This window comes from Candidatus Poribacteria bacterium (assembly GCA_016866785.1).
Classification (GTDB): domain Bacteria; phylum Poribacteria; class WGA-4E.
On sequence record VGLH01000086.1, the window covers coordinates 1 to 17,871 of the forward strand.

The window sequence follows — 17,871 nt, forward strand, 5'->3', positions numbered from 1 at the left end:
ACACTGGGGTCCTAGCGGTCTAGTGGGTAGAAACCCCCCGGAAGAGGCTTTGCGCGATATAAGGGCATCTGCCGACCTGCCCGACCCCTTGGGGCGGGCGGCGTTCGACGCTTCCATTGTGCATCCAACCGACGAAGAAGTTGCGGAGGCTGCAACCTTGTTTTCCGGTTCTCTCACCGACGCGGACGCCCTTGTTGAGGAGGCTCGGGCATGGCGGATGACCTGATCGGCGTTCTGGCGGCGGACGGCTCCGCCCGAGGGGCAAGGAGTTCGCTGGAGGATGCCCCTTCTGCGTCGCCGGCAACGACCGTTTCCTAGTGGACGCGGCGCGCGGGTTATGGTGGCGTCGCCGCGGCCGGCGCGGCGGCGGCGTCCTCGGCTATATGATGCAGCGACACGGGATCGGCGCGACGGAAGCGCGGCGGCGACTCGGCATGTCGTTGAGCCCGATCCGACCGATCCGACCAGCGACGCCGGAGCCGCCATGCCCGCCTTGCGAGGAGTGGCAGGTCGCCGCGAAGCAGTTCGTGGACGCGGCGGTGGCGAGGCTTTGGGACGGGGACGACATGCGTCCGCGAGACTACTTGTTGGAGCGGGGGTTCGCGGGCGACACGATCCGCGCGGCGAGGCTCGGTCTGAACCCCGTGGATCGCCGTGAACCCCGGCCGCCCTGGATGGGGCCGGGCGCTACGGTCTGGCTTCCGCGCGGAATCACAATCCCGGTTGCCGTGGGTGGCGTGCTCTGGGCGGTTTTGATTCGCCGCGCGGCGGGCGAGCCGAAGTACGTCACAGTCACGGGCTCCCGTCTCGCGCCGCGCGGGGTCGACTGTGTGGAGTCCTGCAGGCCGGCGCTGCTCGTCGAGGGGGTCTTTGACCAGTTGGCGGTCGGGCAGGCGGCGGGCGACCTCGTGACGCCCGTGGCGGTGCTCGGTGCGGGGGTGTGCCTGCGCCCGGTCTGGACAGCGCGCCTGCTCCGCGCCCCGGCGATTCTGTTGGCGTTCGACGCGGACGAAGCCGGCGAACTCGCGGCGGCGCGGTGGCGGCGGGTCCTGAGGCACGGCGCCTCGGAACCCACCGTCACGCAGAACGACCATTTCCTGCCGAAGCGCTACTTGCCGCCGCAGGCTTTCTTGCCGCCGCAAGCCTTCTTTCCGCCACAGGCGTCCTTAGCTCCACACGCCTTCTTGCCTCCGCAGCCGCACGCGCCCATCGCCATCGCGCCGCCCTTGACGCCCGTACCAGCGGTCACGTCGAAGGTGACTTCCACGTCGTCGGCGACTCTCAGGAGCAACATCTGCGGGCGTTTAATCCCGTGGTCGCTGAGCTTGACTACGAACGAACCGGTGACGCGCAGCAGGTTGCCGTCGCGAATCATTGAGGTCTCGGGCGACTCCTCGATGTAGGTGGCGGTCACATCCGTCAGGCGGACCTCCCGCTTTACGCCACGAACCTCGAACGTCCCCACCAACGTCAGGCGAGTCGGCACGCTAGGTTGAAGGGATTTCACGTTTCGCGCGCTCCCTCTGCCCTGGGCATCTCTGTCGATGACCTGAGCCTGCTCGATCTTGGTCAGCGTGAGCGCGGCTTTGGGGAACCTCTGTGCGTGAAGGAACTCCTCGCTGCGCATATGGTTGTCGCGCATGGAGATACCGGTGTCTACGGAGTCCAGATCCACCTCGACCTGCGCCGCGACCTTGCCCTTCGTCAGGTCGTTGAGGTCTTCGATCATGATGGAGCCACGAACCTTGCTCGCTTTGCCGGTGATCTTCTCCATTGCCGCCTTCGAGACGAACATGACCTCGTCCCGCCCATCCTCGTGCATGTTGAACGTCATCGGCTCAGCGATGGCGACGGTTCCTACGGCGAAGAGCACAGCCGCCAGGGTAAGAACCGACCAAACATGCGAAGTGCGTGTCATACAGCTTCCCTTCCCTGCCTTTGCGATGGGTGTGGTCTGCGCATCCGACATGGTGCGCCGTTGTCAGCGGACCGCCGAGCCAGGCGACGTCGTCGCTCCCTGTCGCTCGGTCGCAACAATCGACAGAGACCGAGGCGTAAAGGTATCGCTGAGACGACAATGGTATCGAGTGCAGGAAGGGGTTCAGTACCGCTAACGAGTGCGTGGCGGAGCTTCGTCGCCCCGGAGCTTCAGCCTGTCTGTCAGCTCTTGGGCGAGGCTGGCGTTCTCTGTAGCACTGGCGACTTGCGCCAACCGCGACAGCCGCAAGAAGCCGCTGCCCCAGCCATCGAAGCCCGTCTGCGCGCCAACGGTTTCGGCGACTCGCTGAAGCGACAGAGCGCCCGCGTACCGTGCCATGGGATCCGTTGCGGCGAGCGCGAGCATCGCATCGAGCTCGCCCATGAGCGATGTGGCGTCCGGGTCATCGGCAGATTCGGTCGCGGTGCGAGCCCGGTCGGCAGCACTGCGGGCTTCATCGAGGCGGTTCTCGAGCGCGTACGATTCCGCCTCGTAGATGGCGCCGATCGCGGCAGCAATGGGCCCGCTCCGACTGGCGAACACGCGAGCCGAACGGCGGGCATCGTCGTACCGACCCAGGTGGATCAGCAGTTCGATGTAGGCTGGGTGCGCCTCCAGCTCCGAGCCCGTGTGCACGCCGCGCGTCTCGAAAGCCTCGCGCAGCGTCCGCTCGGAGTCTGCCATCCGTCCGACGCGGGCATAGGCGAGCCCCAGCAGGTAGAGGTTGTGGAGCTGATGCCACTCGATCCGGGCTGGGATGCCTTCGCGAGCGACGTACGAACGGGCGAGGGTGTCTGCTCGCTCGAACTGGGCGATCGCCTCGTCCCACCTGCCGACACGCGGAAGGACATGTCCATACATGTGCTGTGCGTGGGGAGCAGCGCTCGCGTTGCTGGCGTACGCCGCCGCCTCGCTCGCAGCACGGCCGTAGTGTTGCAGGTTCTCCCACGCGTGAACCAGGTAGTGGCGGGCCCCGACATGATCGGGATCATATCTCAGTGCGGTCTCGTAGTAGGGCACGGACTCGATCGAGCCGAGTTGACCGCGGCTTGTCGGGCTGCCCTCCTGCGCCACGCCTCGCGCAACCCACACTTCCGCATCGTCCGGATACTTGGCGAGGAGATCGTCGAGGGACGTGATGTAATCCTCGTGCAGACGGTCGCGCTCGTCGCCTTCCGCGCCCATCGCCTCCCAGCGGGTGAGTATCGCCTCGACATTGAGACGTTCACGCTCGCTGGCGCTCGGCGCCAGGCCACGGGCGACGCCGAAGTGCCCGTCAGCCTTTCCCATCAGGTCCAGCTCCGCGTACGCCAACCCCAGGTGCGCTTCCGCGAGTGCTATCTGAGGATCGAGCACGAGCGCCTGGCGGAACGAGCGAGCAGCCTCAAGCCAGAAGTAGCTGTGCATCCACGCGAGCCCTTGGTCGTAGAACGCCTGCGCCTGCGGCACAGCCGTCGTCACAGCTTGATGAGCGTGTCCCGCGCCGTCGATGAGGCTGGTAGGACTCTCAGTGAAGACGCCGACAACAGCCAGCCAGACGTCAGCACTTTCCGCCTCCGTATCCGATGTCGTACCCGCTTCATGTGCCTGGACGCTGCTAGCCCACGACGCGCACTGGAGCGCCAAAGCGAGCGTGCCACAGAACCGCCACGCTTTGTCGCAAGGCTGGCGACGAAGCACGCGTGTGTGGGTCCTATCGGGGGTACATGGCTCTGTCAGAGCCGTTGCCAGGCGGGTATCCAGGTTAGAGCACGAACCGAGCCGCCACATCATCGGGTGGGTCCATCTCCGTTGGTGTAGGAACGGATGAGATCGACTGCGCTTCCATGATCCAGTACGCGCGGCTGATTCGAGCCGCTGAACGCCACACATCCCGCACGACTTCGAGAATCACCACGCCTGTCCGCGCGAGCTTACCGTCAGGCGTCGGATGGTAACAGGCTGCTCCCAGACTCCCGTTGAGACGAACTCCTACGAACAGCCGAGGTGGCATCTGCCTCAACTCTTCGTGGAACTCGCGGATGTCCGTCGACGACGACAGCCGCCGAGACGGGAAGACGTATACCTCGGCATCGTCACGGTACAGCGCCATGCAGGAGGCAATGTCGCCCTCCACCTGCGTTTCGGCGAACCGTTGCATGACGCGCTCAGCGTCCGGGTGTCCGGGTGGAACCGCCCGGCCTGACCGCTTCCGTGCGTTCAGATGCTTCCGTGCCCGCGAGTGCGCGTTCTTCACGGCAGCCCGCTCCGTGCCCAACGCCTCGGCTGACTGGGTTACCGACCAGCCCAGCACGTCGCGTAGGACCACGACCAGCCGCTGCAACGGCGACAACTCCTGAAGAACGCACAGGAACGAGTACTCCATGCTCTCCCGGACGCTCTGTTCGTTGCGTTCGGCCGCCACGGCGGCCACGAACTCGTCGGTCGTTGCCAGAGGGTCAGGGAGCGCGACCTCGCGCTGCCTCCTCGCAGCCGTCAAGAAGTTGTACGATGTGTTCGCCGCGATGCGGTGGAGCCACGTCCGGAAAGACGACCGCCCCTCGAACCGCTCATAGGACTGGGTCGCACGCAGGAACGTTTCCTGCGTCAGGTCCTCGGCGTCCTCGATAGAACCCGTCAGCCGGTAGCAGAGGGCGAAAACCGATCGTCGCTGCGCCTCGAGCATGTCGGCGAGCTGCATCGCTGGGGTTTGGTTCGTCATGGCGCTAGGCTCCGGCGTCCGCCGGCATCGGATCGATCTCGATCGAGGGTCCCGCAACGGACCATGGCTACGGGGCCTCCCAGCGATACCTTCGCTGCCCTAACGGTGTCTACAGTGGCTGAAGCCATCCTGGCTGATTCATACTGGCATATCCACAGGCGCTTGGACAAGCCGGGCCCAGAAACGGGAGTCCGGCAGACTGGCACGCTGCGCCATCGGTACTGCGGCGAGCACCGATTGCGGCGAATACGGGTTTGGACATGGAGGAGGATGGGACGTGGCGAACATCGGGCGCATTCGGCGTCGCTGGCGCGGAATCACGGCACTGGCGGCCGCAGGAGCACTGCTCTTGGTGGGCGCAGGATGCAGCCAGGACGGCGCCTGGCGACCGGAGACCACCCTAGACGACCGGGACGTAACCGGCATTGTCGGGTCCGTCGAACCAGCGGAGCCCGGGATCGGTGTGCTGGCGATTCGCAATGGCGTGGACAGCGCCGTCGCGCTCACAGACGAGTCCGGGCGGTTCCGCCTGGCAGGGCTCCTGCCGGGCGAATACGGCTTGGTCGCGACAGGCGCAGGCTACTTCATCGACACCTCTGTCCGGACGCTTCGAGTCGCTGAAGGGCAGGAGACCATCGCCCCGCCGATCACGATGCGAGCCCTTACCGCCTCCGCAACGCTCCGCGGCACCGTGACGAATGCCGCCGGCGCGCCGTTTGCGGGCGTTCGAATCGCCGTCATATGCCGCAGCGCCGTCTGCGCCCCGCTGAGCGCCCTCACCAACGACGGCGGCGAGTGGCAGGTCGATGTCTGGTCGGAACTGAGCACGACGCTGGTCTACACGTTCGACGGATTTCGGACCGAGAGCAGCTCGGTTCCCGCCCTCGCGCCGGGCAGGCGTGGAATCGTGCCGCGAGTCGTTCTCATCGCGGCAGGTCGCTGAGCCAGCCGAAGCGCACGGACGGATCGCAGACGAAGCGTTCTAGGCGGGGAGGTATCCCATTCCAGAGCTCGACGTCAGCGGATGCGCTTGCGGACTTGCGGGAAGACCGTGAATCCAGCATGATGGGCGTCGGAGGCTCTGATGATCCGTCTCTCTCAGCATGTGTACGTCCACTTGGGTTCCGTCTGTGCCGGGATCGTTCTCGATGGCGACCAAGCACTGCTCATCGACGATGGCGATGGCAGCGTCGAGGAGTCGCTTCGCGAGCTCGGTGTCACAACCGTCGATCGAGTCCTCTTTACGCACCACCACCGGGATCAGGCGTCCGGCGTCAACCTTCGCGTCGAATCGGGCACCCGCATCACGGTTCCAGCGACCGAACTGCCCTGGTTCGAGGACGTCGAATCGTTCTGGAACGACCTCAAGAGGCGATGGCATCTCTACGACGACCACCCCCATCCTTCGGTGCTGGCTGAGTCCATCCGCGTCGACGCTGTCGTTCAGGGCGGGGACGAACTGGACTGGGGCCCGGCGAAGATACGCGTCCTCGACACTCCTGCCCACACGGACGGCAGCGTGACCTATGTTGTCGACGTGGACGGGCAACGGATCGCCTTCACGGGCGACCTCATCGCCGGCGAGGGCAAGCTGTGGGATGTCCACAGCATCCAGAAGAAGGGCGAGACCTCGACGGACTACCACGGCTTCATGGGAGCGCGGAAGGCGCTTCGAGAGAGCCTCGAGCGCGTGCTGTCGGCAGAGCCCGACGTGCTGGTGCCTTCGCATGGCGAACCCATGTCGGACCCCAGACGCGCCGTGGACGCCCTCAACGCCAACATCGACCGGTGCTACGACCGCTACGTGGCGGGCTCGGCGCTGCGGTACTACTTCGGTGACATGTTTCGCGCGTTCGAAGGCAAGCCGAACCACATGGCGATGCGACCCGTGTTCGACCCGCCCGCCTTCCTCCGGCATATCGGGACGACCTGGATCGTCCTGTCGGAAGCCGGCGAAGCGTTCGTGATGGACTGCGGATCGAACCACGTCGTGGAGCACCTCGACACGATGGTGCTAGGAGGCGAGATTACCGATGTCACCGGTTTCTGGGTGACTCATTATCACGACGACCACGTGGATGCGATCCCATCGTTCCAAGAACGCTTCCCATGTCCGACTTGGGCGGACGAGCATGTGGCGCAGGTGATCGAAGACCCGACGGCACACCGAATCCCGTGTGTGTCGCCATCGCGGGCGCGCGTTGACCACCGCACCACGGATGGCAACTCGTGGCAGTGGAACGAGTTCACGATGACAGCGTACTTCTTCCCAGGGCAGACCTACTACCATGGCGGTCTGCTCGTCGCTGGTCGTGGTGCCCGGCTGTTCTTCACCGGCGACTCGTTCACGCCGTCGGGAATGGACGACTACTGCGCCGCGAACCGGAACCCTTTGGGGGAGGGCATCGGCTACGATCGCTGCCTCAGCGTTCTTGACGAGACGAAGCCAACCCACCTGTTCAACTGCCACGTCGGGCCCGCGTGGAACTTCGGCGAGGAGCACATCGAGTTCATGCGGGCGAATCTCCGAGAGAGGGAGTCGCTCTTCACCCGACTGATCGACTGGGAGCATCCGAACTTCGGTCTGGACCCACATTGGGCGCGATGCTTCCCTTACGAGCAGAGCGTTCGGCGCGGGGAGTGGTTCACGCTGAGGGCGGATTTCACGAACTACGCCGCTGAGGCTCGCGTCGCGGGTGCACAGCCCGTGCTGCCGTCTTCATGGAACCAAGATGCGCGCCCGGGAAGCTGTGCCCTAGCTGCGGGCTCCGACGGAAGCATCGTCTTCCGCCTTCGGGTTCCCGAGAACGCAACTACAGGTCGCACCGTTGTGCCGATGGATATCACGTTCGGCGGACGGCGTCTGGGACAGATCCGCGAGGCGGTGCTGGTCATCGAGCCATGAGGAGAACCGCATGATCCTCGATCGTTTGGCGAACGCTGTCGCGTACTTCGAAGGTCGTTCGCCGTTCGCACGCGGGTTCGACTTCATTCGGACGTTCGATCCATCGGCAGAGGACGGCATCTATCCGATCGACGGCGACTCCATCTACGCCATTGTGACGACCTACGACACGAAGCCTCGGAACGAGGCGCGCTGCGAGGCACACCGCCGATACGCCGATATTCAGACGTTGCTGGACGGAGAAGAGCTCTGCGAATGGCATCCCCTTGAAGGGCTCCGTGTGTCCGAGGCGTACGACGACGCGCGCGACGTGCTGTTCGTGGAGGATCCCCCCATGCCGGCGACGTTCGCGCTGTGTTCGGGCTTGTTTGCGGTGTTCCACCCACAGGACGCCCACAAGCCTAGCTGCGATCTTCGCGGCCGCACCACGGTGAGGAAGATCGTCGTCAAGGTGCGGCTGGACGGCTAGACGATACGGGGGCATCGATGTCGACACGCACGACGACACTCGAAAGGCTGCAGAGCATTCTCGACGCGCTAGAGGCGTTCGATCCGTCTGAACTTCCCGATAGGAGGTTCTACGACGATCTCATCAGCGCGACCCGGATGTTCCACGATGGGGTCCGCGATGCTCGCGTCGACCCGAAGGTGGATGATGTCCGTTTCGCGCTCGATTTGACCAAGTACGTGCTTGAGGAGTTCCCGCGGATCCTGCGGGATTCACCCAAGCGGTTCTGGCTGGATGCGCGGTATGAGATCGGAGCCCAGGAGTTCGACCTTACGTACACCTACCAGGACGCGCTCGCGGCGGAGCGGGTGCTGAAGCTGAACCCGCGGTACTTCGTGGACGTCGGCTCAACGGTCTCGTTCGTGACATTGGTCTCGCGGAGCGTCCGATGCATCGCCATCGACGCTCGACCCACGCCGTTCGCCTTGCACAATCTCGTCTACCGCCAGGCGGAGGCGCAGGAACTGCCGTTCACCGACGGCTCGGTGCCGTTATTGACGTCTCTGCACGCCTCGGAGCACTTCGGGCTCGGTCGCTATGGAGATACAGTAGACAACATGGCGTTTCGGAAGGCTGTCCGTGAGTACCAGAGGGTCGTGCAGATCGGCGGGCACCTCATCATCAGTGTGCCAACGCAGCTCGAGCCGACAACGCTCTTCAACAGCATGAATCTCTTCACGCCGGAGCTGCTACAGTCCCACTTCCCTCGCTGTCGAGTCGTCGACGAGATCTTTCTGTGCGGCGTGCCCGTTACGCGAGAGACCCACGACACCGCGCTACGCGAGAACCCGTCTTCTTGGGGCGCCTACATGGCGATCTTCCAGCGAGAGCACTGAGACCGTAAGGAGGCACCCCAACCACTCGCGCCTGCGCGACTAGGGCGAGGCGTCGAGCTCCACGGGTTCCCACACATCGCCATGTCGGCGTGTCGCCCACACCGCGTTGCGCATCCCGACCGTCCCAAACGCCTCGGCGACTGCCAAGGCAACGCCTGGGCAGTAGTCCTCGCCGGAGTTGGGGTCTGTCGCCAGCTCCAGCCGCTGAGCCACGGATTCCCGGACGTGATCGCTGTCGCAGTCCTCGAGCTGGCGAGGCAGGTCGTCGCCGGCGATGATTCCCCCATCGCGGACGAGGTGCACCACCTGGCTCAGATCATACGCCACATCCTGGTAGAGATGGGATCCGTCGACGTAGATGAAGTCGAACAACCCGTCGCGCAGGAGAGGGAGTACCTGCGACGAGGCTCCGCGGAGCGGCACGATGATGTCTTCGAACCTCGCGGCTCTGATGTTGTGTAAGAACAGATTCAGGAGCTCTCCGCTCTTGAGCGCATCGTTCATCCGACGATGGGCGCTGCTCATGTGCGTCTGAAGGTCCCAGAACTCGCGCCAGGGATCAACGCAGTAGACAATGCCACGACGCTCACATTGGCGCGCGATGGCATCAGCCCATAGCACGGCGGACCCACCTGCCCACGAGCCGATCTCAAGAATACGCATACCGTCTCCGTCCACTGTGACAGCGCACACGCGGCGAATGAGCGCCTGCAAGACCGGACGACGTTCGTTGCGTGCGTCCTGATTGCTCATCAGCACGGGCCCGAAGTATGCAGTGCCCCGCCGCATCGCCCGCTGGTAGTCCTGGATCGCCTGTCGCTCGACAGCCGCTGCCTCGAAGGCGGGCTGGATCTTGAGCGCCTGATCGTACTCCTGGACCGCCTCGGCGTACCGCATGGTGTACTGCAAGATATTCCCCAGCAGGTAGCGAGTGTTGTAGTGGTTGGGGTTCACGCGTAGGAGCAGACGCGACGTCGTTTCGGCATCTTCAAAGCGCCCGACGTGGTACTGAGCAGCCGCGATCGAGTGGACCTCCTCGACTCGAGGCGGAGTATCGCCCAGCAGGTGGCGGATGGCCGCCAGCAGGTTCCCCGGAGGTGTCGACAGCACCATCTGCTGCAGCGTCTGCAATACGTCATCGATCCGGTTGGATGCGTCATCGTTCGCGCCGACCATTCGCCTCTCCCTTGCTCCGATGCGCAACTCGCATGCGCGATCGGTGATGGAGCCATCGAGGCACACGTCTTCAGCTCACACTCCCGCCATCATACCATCACCCGCGCATGTGACGAGTGAGCGTGGTGAACTGCTCACGAATCGTCGCCAGTCTTGCCCGTGCTGCCTCGACCTTCTCGGAGATTCCGCGACGGAGCTCCTCGAGCGGGTCGTTTCCCGATTCGCGACCTCGTTCCACGTCCATCTTCATCTTGTAGGTGTCGCTTGCGGCGAGCTCGTCGCGGTCATGTCGTAGGTCGCCTACGGTCTTGTGGAGACGAAGGTACTCGCGATAGAGCCTGCGTTCGCGCTCGTTGAATGATTCGGTGGGCGGAGTGTCTCCGGTCGGCAACGTCATCTCCAGTCGCTCGAGCGTGGCGACATCCTCCGACTCGTACGCGTCGTTGATCAACGCCATCAGGTCCGCGTGCCGAGCCCGCGATCCGGCGTCGGAGGCTTTGTCAGGATGGTACTGCTTGGCGAGCCTCAAGTAGAGTTGGCGGGCTCGCTGCTGAGGCGTCTTGCGGGACGACGAGCTCGGTTTCGGTTCTACCCCATCGGACGTGCCGCGCTTGGGACCTTGCTCAACGCGCTTCCGCTCGACGCGGAACGCGCTCTCGACCCGCCGGTCGAGCTGCTCCTCGCTGTGCGCGACGCCCTTTTCGACCAGTCGCGCGCGATAGAGCAGCTCCTTGATCGTGAGTTGAATCTTGTCCAACTCCAGGTACAGGTTCCCGATCCGAGCGTTGTATTCATGCTGAAAGACGCGCGTCTCGGTGCGGATCCGCTCGCAGTCGAGCGTCAGAGCGACGATCTCGTCGCGGCAGTCGACGATCTTTTGTTGGTAGTCCCGGATGCGGGCGGTCTGGAGGTCTTCGGTGGTCGGAGCCGGGACGGTTCCCGCGTCGCTCACGGTGCGACCGACGGAGCCGAAGGTGTGGCTTCTCCGGGAGCTCCGACGCCGGACATCAGCGTCTTCAGGAGCTCGAGTGGCAAGGGAACGACCAACGTCGAGTTCCGCTCAGCCGCAACTTCGGAGATGCTCTGCAGGAACCTGAGGTGGATCGCCGCCGGTTCCGTGGAGAGCGTGTCTGCGGCTTCGGACAGGCGCTGAGCCGCCGCGAGCTCTCCCTGGGCGTGGATCACCTTCGCGCGACGTTCTCGCTCCGCCTCCGCCTTGCGCGCGAGAGCCCGCTTCATCGTCTCCGGCAACTGGATGTCCTTGATCTCGACGGACAGGATTTCGACACCCCACTGAGCGACCTGCGATGCGATCGTCGCCTGCAAGTCCTCCGACAGACGGTCGCGCTCCGTCAAGAGCGTGTCCAGGTCGGCTCTGCCGAGGGAGCTTCGAAGAGTCGTCTGCGCCACCTGGGTCGTTGCGAAGTTGACATCTTCGACGCCCAGCACCGCTGCCTTCGGATCGACGATCCGGCGATAGACGACGGCATTCACCGTCACCGAGACATTGTCGCGTGTGATGAGGTCTTGGGGCGGAACGTCGTGGGTATGGATGCGCAGGTCCACCTTAACGAGGCGGTCGAACAGCGGGATCATCCACACCAGCCCCGGGCCCTTCACGCCAACGAACCGTCCGAGCCGAAACATGACGGCGCGCTCGTACTCGCGCATAACGCGCACGAGGTTCCCGACCAGAACGGCGGCGAACGCGATGAGGACGATCCACTGAAGCCACATGGTTCACCTCGCGATGGCTATCGCAGCAGTTCGCGCACTCGCGCGGCGCTCATGCCTTCGAGCGTCGAAACGACCGCGTCCGCGTGACCGAGCCGCGACGCAGGATAGGAGTTGGTGACCGCAATGACTCGCATACCCGCCGCCTTGGCTCCATCCACTCCGTTGACGGTATCCTCGATGACGACGCATTCCTCCGGCATCAGGGCTCCCGCCAGCGTCAGACGCAGAGACTCATAGGCGCGCAGATACGTCTCTGGATGGGGCTTCCCGCGCGTCACGTCGTCTGCGCCGACGATCTCGGTGAACACGCCGTCGAGTCGATGCGCGGACAGGATCGCGACGATCTCCGCCTTGAGCGCCCCGGAAGCGATGGCGAGGGGCATGTCTGCCGCCATCGCCCGGATGAAGTCCGCCGCTCCTGGGAAGAGGGGAACGCCCGTCTGGATCGCGTCGTCGAACCGCTCCGCCTTGCGAGCCATGAGAGCCCGCAGCTTTGGAGCGCCCAACTCGCGGTCGGCTTGCTTGAACGCCGTGCGGATCGAGTCACGGTCGTCCAGGACGATATACGTGCGGGCATACTCCGCTTCGGAGACGCCAATGCCTTCTTCGGCGAGCGTATCACGGAGCGTCGAGAAGTGGAGCCCCTCCGTGTCCGCGATGACGCCGTCGAAGTCGAAGATGCCCGCCCGAACGCCGAGACGTGGCATAGGGCCCTTTACAGCAGCGAGCGTATCGCCGCGAATGCCGCGTCGTAGTTCGGTTCGGTCGTTACTTCGGGAACGATCTCCTGGTACCGAACGACGCCCTTGCTGTCGATCACGAGGACGGCGCGCGCCAGGATGTCGAGTTCCTTGATGTGAAGCCCGTACGCCAGCCCGAACGAGTGGTTGCGATAGTCGGACAGCGTGACGATGTTCTTGGCATCGGCAGCGCCGCACCATCGCGCCTGCGCCGGAGGCAGGTCCATACTGATCGTGAGCACAACCGCCTTATCGCCGAGTTCGCCGGCGCACTCGTTGAACTTGCGCGTCTGCGTGTCGCAGACCGGCGTGTCGAGCGACGGCACGACATTCAAAACGCGCACCTTGCCGGCGCTATCGCTGAGGCTGATGAAGTCAGCGAGGCTGCTCGCAATCCTGAAGTCCGCTGCCGGCTTTCCGACTTCCGCCGGCGTGCCGACCAGGGTGAGACCGTTGCCCTTGAATGCCGTCAGTCCGGTTCGCTCCTGAGCCATGCTGATACCCTCTCAGTCACCATTCAACGTGTGGGAACACCGACCGTCATCGGAAGGATGTGCGTGCGCGTCGCGGGCCGGCGCGCTGTGAAGTGTATCCCTTCCGACTCCGACGAAGCAAACCGACGCGCGAGATCGGATCAGATGTCCTGCACGCCGCCATCGTCGGCGAACCGACCGGCGATACCGTCCTCCGTGAACGGTCGGCTGGCGATCACGTCTTCGTCGAGGTCGATGCCCAGTCCCGGCGACGTGGGCAGTTCAGCGTGACCTTCACGGATGATCAGCGGGTCCTTCTGAACGCGCGTTCGCCAGGGCTCGTTCGTAAAGACGTACTCCAGGATGAGGAAGTTCGGAATCGCCGCGCAGAGGTGGACGCACGCCGCCGTCGAGACCGGTCCGTACGGGTTGTGGGGCACGACCTGGATGTAGTAGGTCTCCGCCATCGCAGCGATCCGGCGAACCTCCGAAATGCCTCCGGCGTGACACAAGTCGGGCTGGATGACCGACACCCACTGGTTCTCGATGACTTGTCGGAACCCCCAGCGCGTGTAGAGTCGCTCCCCGGTCGCGAGCGGCGTTCGGTACCGACTCGACGCGAGCGGCGCAAGGACCTCCGGGTTATCGGGCGGGCACGGTTCCTCGAAGAAGAGGAGCCGGTAGGGCTCCGCCGCAAGAATCTGCTGATGCGCCTCCTGCGGCGTCGACATGCCGTGGTTGTCGATCATAATGTCGAAGGCGTCACCGACATTGCCTCGGATCGCTTCGAGGTTCGCCTTCACTTGATCCGGCGAGCCCGCGCCGGTCTTCATCGCCGTGAACCCTAGGTCGCGGAGCTCCAAGGCGGTCTGGGGTCCGCCGTGTCCGTAGAGCCGGATGCGCTCGCGGCACGCGCCGCCGAGAAGCTTGTAGACCGGCACGCCGTACGCCTTGCCCGTGATGTCCCACAGCGCCTGATCGATGCCGCTAAGCGCCGTGTTCAGAATGACGCCACCGCGCCAGAACCCGTGGCGGAACATCGTCTGCCACAGGTGCTCGATCCGCGTTGGGTCCTTGCCGATGACATGCCGCGCCACCTCGTGGACCGCCTGCTCGACGGTGCGTTCCTTCCACTCAAGCGACGCCTCGCCCCATCCGTGGATGCCCTCGTCCGTGCAGACTTTGACGAATACCCAGTTCCGCTCGACGCCCCGCATCACGTACGTACGGACGTCGGTGACCTTCATCGAAAGGCTCCTAGCCGTCGATCAGATCGTCGATCGCTTCTGTGGGTCTGCCGATGGCCGCGTGATCGCCGCGCACAATGATGGGTCGCTGCATGAGGATCGGATGCTTCACGACGGCATCGATCAGCGCTTCACCGGCCAACGAAGCGTTTCCGAGATTCAGTGCGTCGTACTCGTCCTCTCCGTCGCGCAGGATGTCGCGGACGCCCAGCCCGAGCTTGGTTAGCAGGTCTTGGATACCAGCGCGATCGAGAGGCGTCTTCAGATATTCGACGACTTCGGGTTGGATGCCCTTCTCTTCCAGATACGCCAGCGCAGCGCGCGACTTGCTGCATCGCGGGTTGTGGTAAATCGTCCATTCAGACTTCCGTGCCATCGATCCCCCAATCGCATTCCGAGGTTTGAGAGCTGTATCTGTCGCGTAGTATACTGGACGCGAGGCGTGAGGACGAGCTACGGGTAGGAGGAATCGATGTTCGTTTGCACCGCGTGCGGTTATCTCTTCGAAGATGTCACCGCCGCCGATCAGTTGCCTGACAAGTGCCCGAACTGCGAGTCGGACAAGCGGAACTTCATCGAGTACGACCGGAAGCTGGAGTCGTGGGTAAAGAAGGCAGTCGCGCAGCAGGTGCTGTACCCCGACGAGGAAGGCGCGAACGTGAAGGCAGCCAACTCCGGACTGTCATCGCACATCCGATTCGCCGTCGTCGGCGCTACGCGACCCAAGAGGAAGTAGGTTCCCGTTGGGGATCGCGGCAGAAGCACGCATCGGGCACGTACACCTCACCGTGTCCGACCTGGATCGGTCGTTGGCGTTCTACCACGGCTTGCTGGGGTTTGACGTCACGCAGCGCTACGGCGACTCGGCGGCCTTTCTCTCGGCAGGCGGGTATCACCACCACGTCGGGCTCAACACCTGGGCTGGGGAGGGCGCGCCCGCGCCGCCGAGCGGAACGACAGGACTCTATCACCTCGCCATCCTGTATCCATCGCGGCGGGACCTGGCGAACGCGCTGTCGGTCCTGGTGAACGCCAAGCACCCGCTCACAGGAGCGTCGGACCACGGCGTTTCAGAGGCGATCTACCTGCGCGATCCCGACGGCAACGGCGTTGAGCTCTACGTCGATCGACCCGCCGAGGAGTGGCCCCGCAATGGCGAGGGCAGGCTGGGCATGTTCACGCGTCCACTGGATCTCGAACGCCTGCTCCGTGAGGCGGACGATGCCAAGCCTCCAACGAACGAAGACCTACACGGTCCCGGATCGTGAACGCGAGGGATCGGAAGTCGTCGTAGACGCTCCGAACGGCGGATGCGTGTGCGCCGATGGCTCCATCCGCAGGCTTTAGGTCGAACATCGGCTTGCGTGCCTCCAGAGCTAGCGGAGCCAGGCTGCGGTAATGCTTCAGAAGAGCCAGGCAGTTGGCATCGTTCTCTAGCGTGACCCCGTCATAGCCCTGTCCCAGCACGTCGCGCTGATAGGTCTCAGGTATCCTACCAGCCCAACGGTCGTAAGCCTGTGTCGGTCTGTCCAGGCGGATTGCGTGTTGCAGGACGACGTAGCCGAGAGGGGCCATCGAGCCCAGCGGCAGGGGCAGGCTCTCCTTGCCCGATGGCCAAGCGCTAAGACGTGCTCTCCATTCCTGACGCCACTTGTCCAGTGTCGGTCCGAGGTTGCTCAGCCCCTGTAGGGAGAACAGGTCAGGAGCCAACGGCACGACGACATAGTCCGCCGACACTAGCGCAGAACGGTTGATGGCGCCCAGGTTCGGCCCAACATCCATCAAAGCCACGCATGCGTCGAGCGACGATGCGGCCTGCTGGATCACCCGCCAGAACGCCGACGTGACGCGGAACGACCCCGTGTCGCCGCTCAAGCAGCCGTTCCACTCGTGAGCGAGCGTGTCCTCGTACCGGGACAGCGACAAGTCGCCAGCCAGCAATCCGAGACCATCCGGGGCAAGCACTAAGTGCGTCTCAGCTATGTCTCCGGTGCGGCTGTAGAGAGGCTCGACGCATCGGAAGATCGTCGTCGCGTCGCCCTGCCCGCCCCATAGCTCCTCAAGCGCTTGGTCGTTCAGGAACGCCGCAGTCAGGTTGGCTTGGGGGTCCAGGTCTGCCGCCAACACGCGGTATCCGAGTCGGGCGTACATCCAAGCAAGATGATACACCAGCGAGGTCTTGCCTACGCCACCCTTGTTGTTGAAAAAGGCGATCACCGGTACCGGTGTCATCTCGCCCTCACGACCGCCACGACGTGCGTATCCTCTACGATGAATTCCGGCGCAGGGCTGCCATTGTCAGCCAGTGCTTGGCGTACTCGAGGTATCCCAACGCCGAACCGCTGCACGAGACCCAAGTTCTTCATCGCCTCGGCAAGGTGGGGGTTTCGGTAGTCGGTGACGCCGGGCTGTCCGAAGTTTCCACGATTAACATTGCCGTAGGGACCTCCGGGGCTATGGATCTCGATCCGATCGCGGAACCAGTAGATGCGGACCGGAGCATTGGTTCCCCCGTACCCGCGATGCAGCACGGCGTTGTGTGCCAACTGTGTCAACGCTTCGATCGGGTAGTCCGGTGTCCGAGAGTCGGTAGGAGCGCCAGTAACGGACACAGCCGTTGCGATATGGGCTCGGAATGTCACGTGCAGCGATCGCAACATCTGCGGCAGAGGTCCGTCGATGCGCTTCTCATCCCGGATTGGCGACGCTAAGTCGTCGCCATCTAGTCGCAGAAACTGGATGTAAGCCCCCGGCAAGTGCCCTTGTGGATCCCTGCCGACGACGAGAACGCCTGTGACCGTCGGCTGGAACGGCTCGGTAACCGTGGCGAAACGCACCGACGCCAACTGTTGCTCAACGGTACGACTGTTTGCGTCGAGCACCTCAGCAGCGATAGCCGTAGGCAGGTACTCGCGCTGAAACATCTCGACATCCAGATCGTCCAGCGCACTCGTGCCAATCGGGCGCAGGTCGAAAGGCTGATCGCGGAACCGGCGCTTCTCGATCAGCGTGCGCTCTTCTTGGTCCGACGCCGTGCCGCGTCGGGTGCCGATTCGTATCCAGACGCGACCTCGACACCGCACCGGTGGCGAATCATGTGGGTACACGGTGACCACTGCGAGGTCGCACGCCAGCAGTCTTCTCTTTTCGACGGTCATCACGGGTAGGGGTAGGATATTGCCGTCCGATCGCATGTCGGCGAGCTCACGAAGCAGCGCATCTGTGATCGCCAGGTTTGCACAGGAACCATCGTTGTTGACGCCGACGAACACAATCCCAGGCTGGCGACGGCCGGGCAGATCATTCGAAAACGCACAGATGTCGTGACGGATGTCTTCTTTATCGTTGCCTACTTGGCGCTTCCTCTCAACCCGTTCGGACTCCCCGCCGCATAGCAACTGCTCCAGTTCGAAGTCAGGTAACCTCTCCATCGGGCTATCCCTTCGCTCCGCCGACCGTGACTTGGCGGAACCGCGCGGGAGCAGCCCCGTGGGTCATCTTGCTGATCTGCATCGGGTCCCCCTTGCCGCAGTTGAGCACGCCGTTGGGAACCCAGAAGCGCTCGTCGCA

19 protein-coding genes are annotated in these 17,871 nt (G+C 64.0%); 7 read left to right on the top strand and 12 right to left on the bottom strand.

Annotated elements, in window-relative coordinates; all coding sequences use genetic code 11:
* The first annotated feature begins 383 nt into the window (after nucleotides 1-383).
* On the top strand, nucleotides 384-1,403 hold the full coding sequence (locus FJZ36_12705; protein ID MBM3215764.1) for a hypothetical protein: 1,020 nt from the start codon (nucleotides 384-386) through the stop codon (nucleotides 1,401-1,403).
* Here the strand turns inward: FJZ36_12705 and FJZ36_12710 are convergent.
* The 3 genes from FJZ36_12710 to FJZ36_12720 all read right to left on the bottom strand — a co-directional run bounded on the left by FJZ36_12710 (nucleotide 1,109) and on the right by FJZ36_12720 (nucleotide 4,679).
* On the bottom strand, nucleotides 1,109-1,969 hold the full coding sequence (locus FJZ36_12710; GenBank protein ID MBM3215765.1) for a YceI family protein: 861 nt from the start codon (nucleotides 1,967-1,969) through the stop codon (nucleotides 1,109-1,111). The two genes, FJZ36_12705 and FJZ36_12710, sit on opposite strands and share 295 nt — an antisense overlap.
* 141 nt (nucleotides 1,970-2,110) lie before the next feature.
* Nucleotides 2,111-3,658 (bottom strand): hypothetical protein, encoded by a 1,548-nt coding sequence (locus tag FJZ36_12715; protein ID MBM3215766.1) that lies wholly within the window; start codon nucleotides 3,656-3,658, stop codon nucleotides 2,111-2,113.
* A gap of 64 nt (nucleotides 3,659-3,722) precedes the next feature.
* Entirely contained in the window at nucleotides 3,723-4,679 is a 957-nt protein-coding gene (locus FJZ36_12720) for a sigma-70 family RNA polymerase sigma factor (protein ID MBM3215767.1), read from the bottom strand.
* A gap of 277 nt (nucleotides 4,680-4,956) precedes the next feature.
* On the opposite strand from FJZ36_12720, the gene FJZ36_12725 reads away from it, so the two are divergent.
* The 4 genes from FJZ36_12725 (at nucleotide 4,957) to FJZ36_12740 (ending at nucleotide 8,928) form a co-directional block, all read left to right on the top strand.
* A complete protein-coding gene (locus FJZ36_12725) occupies nucleotides 4,957-5,622 on the top strand; it encodes a carboxypeptidase regulatory-like domain-containing protein (protein MBM3215768.1) in 666 nt (221 codons plus the stop codon).
* 141 nt (nucleotides 5,623-5,763) lie between these two features.
* Nucleotides 5,764-7,584 (top strand): MBL fold metallo-hydrolase, encoded by a 1,821-nt coding sequence (locus FJZ36_12730; protein MBM3215769.1) that lies wholly within the window; start codon nucleotides 5,764-5,766, stop codon nucleotides 7,582-7,584.
* 10 nt (nucleotides 7,585-7,594) lie between these two features.
* Nucleotides 7,595-8,053, top strand: coding sequence for a DUF386 domain-containing protein (locus tag FJZ36_12735; GenBank protein ID MBM3215770.1), 459 nt, complete (start codon nucleotides 7,595-7,597; stop codon nucleotides 8,051-8,053).
* A 17-nt stretch (nucleotides 8,054-8,070) separates the two neighbouring features.
* The gene (locus tag FJZ36_12740; protein ID MBM3215771.1) at nucleotides 8,071-8,928 is read left to right on the top strand and encodes a class I SAM-dependent methyltransferase; all 858 of its coding nucleotides are present in this window, start codon (nucleotides 8,071-8,073) and stop codon (nucleotides 8,926-8,928) included.
* A gap of 39 nt (nucleotides 8,929-8,967) precedes the next feature.
* Here the strand turns inward: FJZ36_12740 and FJZ36_12745 are convergent, their stop codons facing one another.
* From FJZ36_12745 to arsC, 7 genes are all read right to left on the bottom strand, one after another.
* Nucleotides 8,968-10,104: a hypothetical protein gene (locus tag FJZ36_12745; GenBank protein ID MBM3215772.1), complete on the bottom strand. Its 1,137-nt coding sequence runs from the start codon at nucleotides 10,102-10,104 to the stop codon at nucleotides 8,968-8,970.
* Between the two features lie 97 nt (nucleotides 10,105-10,201).
* Complete coding sequence (locus FJZ36_12750) at nucleotides 10,202-11,056, bottom strand: J domain-containing protein (protein ID MBM3215773.1); 855 nt, start codon at nucleotides 11,054-11,056, stop codon at nucleotides 10,202-10,204.
* Entirely contained in the window at nucleotides 11,053-11,841 is a 789-nt protein-coding gene (locus FJZ36_12755) for a slipin family protein (GenBank protein ID MBM3215774.1), read from the bottom strand. The genes FJZ36_12750 and FJZ36_12755 overlap by 4 nt, the downstream gene beginning before the upstream one ends.
* A gap of 17 nt (nucleotides 11,842-11,858) precedes the next feature.
* Nucleotides 11,859-12,548: an HAD family phosphatase gene (locus FJZ36_12760; protein ID MBM3215775.1), complete on the bottom strand. Its 690-nt coding sequence runs from the start codon at nucleotides 12,546-12,548 to the stop codon at nucleotides 11,859-11,861.
* Nucleotides 12,549-12,556: 8 nt separating this feature from the next.
* Nucleotides 12,557-13,075, bottom strand: coding sequence for a thiol peroxidase (locus FJZ36_12765; protein MBM3215776.1), 519 nt, complete (start codon nucleotides 13,073-13,075; stop codon nucleotides 12,557-12,559).
* Nucleotides 13,076-13,215: 140 nt separating this feature from the next.
* On the bottom strand, nucleotides 13,216-14,301 hold the full coding sequence (dgoD, locus tag FJZ36_12770) for a galactonate dehydratase (protein ID MBM3215777.1): 1,086 nt from the start codon (nucleotides 14,299-14,301) through the stop codon (nucleotides 13,216-13,218).
* 10 nt (nucleotides 14,302-14,311) lie between these two features.
* Nucleotides 14,312-14,677, bottom strand: coding sequence for an arsenate reductase (glutaredoxin) (gene arsC, locus FJZ36_12775; GenBank protein ID MBM3215778.1), 366 nt, complete (start codon nucleotides 14,675-14,677; stop codon nucleotides 14,312-14,314).
* Between the two features lie 96 nt (nucleotides 14,678-14,773).
* Between arsC and FJZ36_12780 the strand changes: the two genes are divergently transcribed.
* Both FJZ36_12780 and FJZ36_12785 read left to right on the top strand, forming a co-directional pair.
* Entirely contained in the window at nucleotides 14,774-15,037 is a 264-nt protein-coding gene (locus FJZ36_12780) for a hypothetical protein (protein ID MBM3215779.1), read from the top strand.
* Between the two features lie 7 nt (nucleotides 15,038-15,044).
* On the top strand, nucleotides 15,045-15,569 hold the full coding sequence (locus FJZ36_12785; protein MBM3215780.1) for a glyoxalase: 525 nt from the start codon (nucleotides 15,045-15,047) through the stop codon (nucleotides 15,567-15,569).
* Here FJZ36_12785 and FJZ36_12790 read toward each other — a convergent pair.
* Nucleotides 15,478-16,533, bottom strand: coding sequence for a ParA family protein (locus FJZ36_12790; protein ID MBM3215781.1), 1,056 nt, complete (start codon nucleotides 16,531-16,533; stop codon nucleotides 15,478-15,480). The genes FJZ36_12785 and FJZ36_12790 overlap by 92 nt on opposite strands.
* The gene (locus tag FJZ36_12795) at nucleotides 16,530-17,732 is read right to left on the bottom strand and encodes a transcriptional regulator (GenBank protein ID MBM3215782.1); all 1,203 of its coding nucleotides are present in this window, start codon (nucleotides 17,730-17,732) and stop codon (nucleotides 16,530-16,532) included. The genes FJZ36_12790 and FJZ36_12795 overlap by 4 nt, the downstream gene beginning before the upstream one ends.
* Between the last annotated feature and the right edge of the window lie 139 nt (nucleotides 17,733-17,871).

What these genes read in the sequence shown, in the direction of transcription:
- FJZ36_12705 (MBM3215764.1), top strand. Translation starts at nt 384, where the DNA reads ATGATGCAGCGACACGGGATCGGCGCGACGGAAGCGCGGCGGCGACTC.
- FJZ36_12710 (MBM3215765.1), bottom strand. Translation starts at nt 1,969, where the DNA reads ATGTCGGATGCGCAGACCACACCCATCGCAAAGGCAGGGAAGGGAAGC.
- FJZ36_12720 (MBM3215767.1), bottom strand. Translation starts at nt 4,679, where the DNA reads ATGACGAACCAAACCCCAGCGATGCAGCTCGCCGACATGCTCGAGGCG.
- FJZ36_12730 (MBM3215769.1), top strand. Translation starts at nt 5,764, where the DNA reads ATGATCCGTCTCTCTCAGCATGTGTACGTCCACTTGGGTTCCGTCTGT.
- FJZ36_12735 (MBM3215770.1), top strand. Translation starts at nt 7,595, where the DNA reads ATGATCCTCGATCGTTTGGCGAACGCTGTCGCGTACTTCGAAGGTCGT.
- FJZ36_12740 (MBM3215771.1), top strand. Translation starts at nt 8,071, where the DNA reads ATGTCGACACGCACGACGACACTCGAAAGGCTGCAGAGCATTCTCGAC.
- FJZ36_12745 (MBM3215772.1), bottom strand. Translation starts at nt 10,104, where the DNA reads ATGGTCGGCGCGAACGATGACGCATCCAACCGGATCGATGACGTATTG.
- FJZ36_12755 (MBM3215774.1), bottom strand. Translation starts at nt 11,841, where the DNA reads ATGTGGCTTCAGTGGATCGTCCTCATCGCGTTCGCCGCCGTTCTGGTC.
- FJZ36_12760 (MBM3215775.1), bottom strand. Translation starts at nt 12,548, where the DNA reads ATGCCACGTCTCGGCGTTCGGGCGGGCATCTTCGACTTCGACGGCGTC.
- FJZ36_12765 (MBM3215776.1), bottom strand. Translation starts at nt 13,075, where the DNA reads ATGGCTCAGGAGCGAACCGGACTGACGGCATTCAAGGGCAACGGTCTC.
- dgoD (MBM3215777.1), bottom strand. Translation starts at nt 14,301, where the DNA reads ATGAAGGTCACCGACGTCCGTACGTACGTGATGCGGGGCGTCGAGCGG.
- arsC (MBM3215778.1), bottom strand. Translation starts at nt 14,677, where the DNA reads ATGGCACGGAAGTCTGAATGGACGATTTACCACAACCCGCGATGCAGC.
- FJZ36_12780 (MBM3215779.1), top strand. Translation starts at nt 14,774, where the DNA reads ATGTTCGTTTGCACCGCGTGCGGTTATCTCTTCGAAGATGTCACCGCC.
- FJZ36_12790 (MBM3215781.1), bottom strand. Translation starts at nt 16,533, where the DNA reads ATGACACCGGTACCGGTGATCGCCTTTTTCAACAACAAGGGTGGCGTA.
- FJZ36_12795 (MBM3215782.1), bottom strand. Translation starts at nt 17,732, where the DNA reads ATGGAGAGGTTACCTGACTTCGAACTGGAGCAGTTGCTATGCGGCGGG.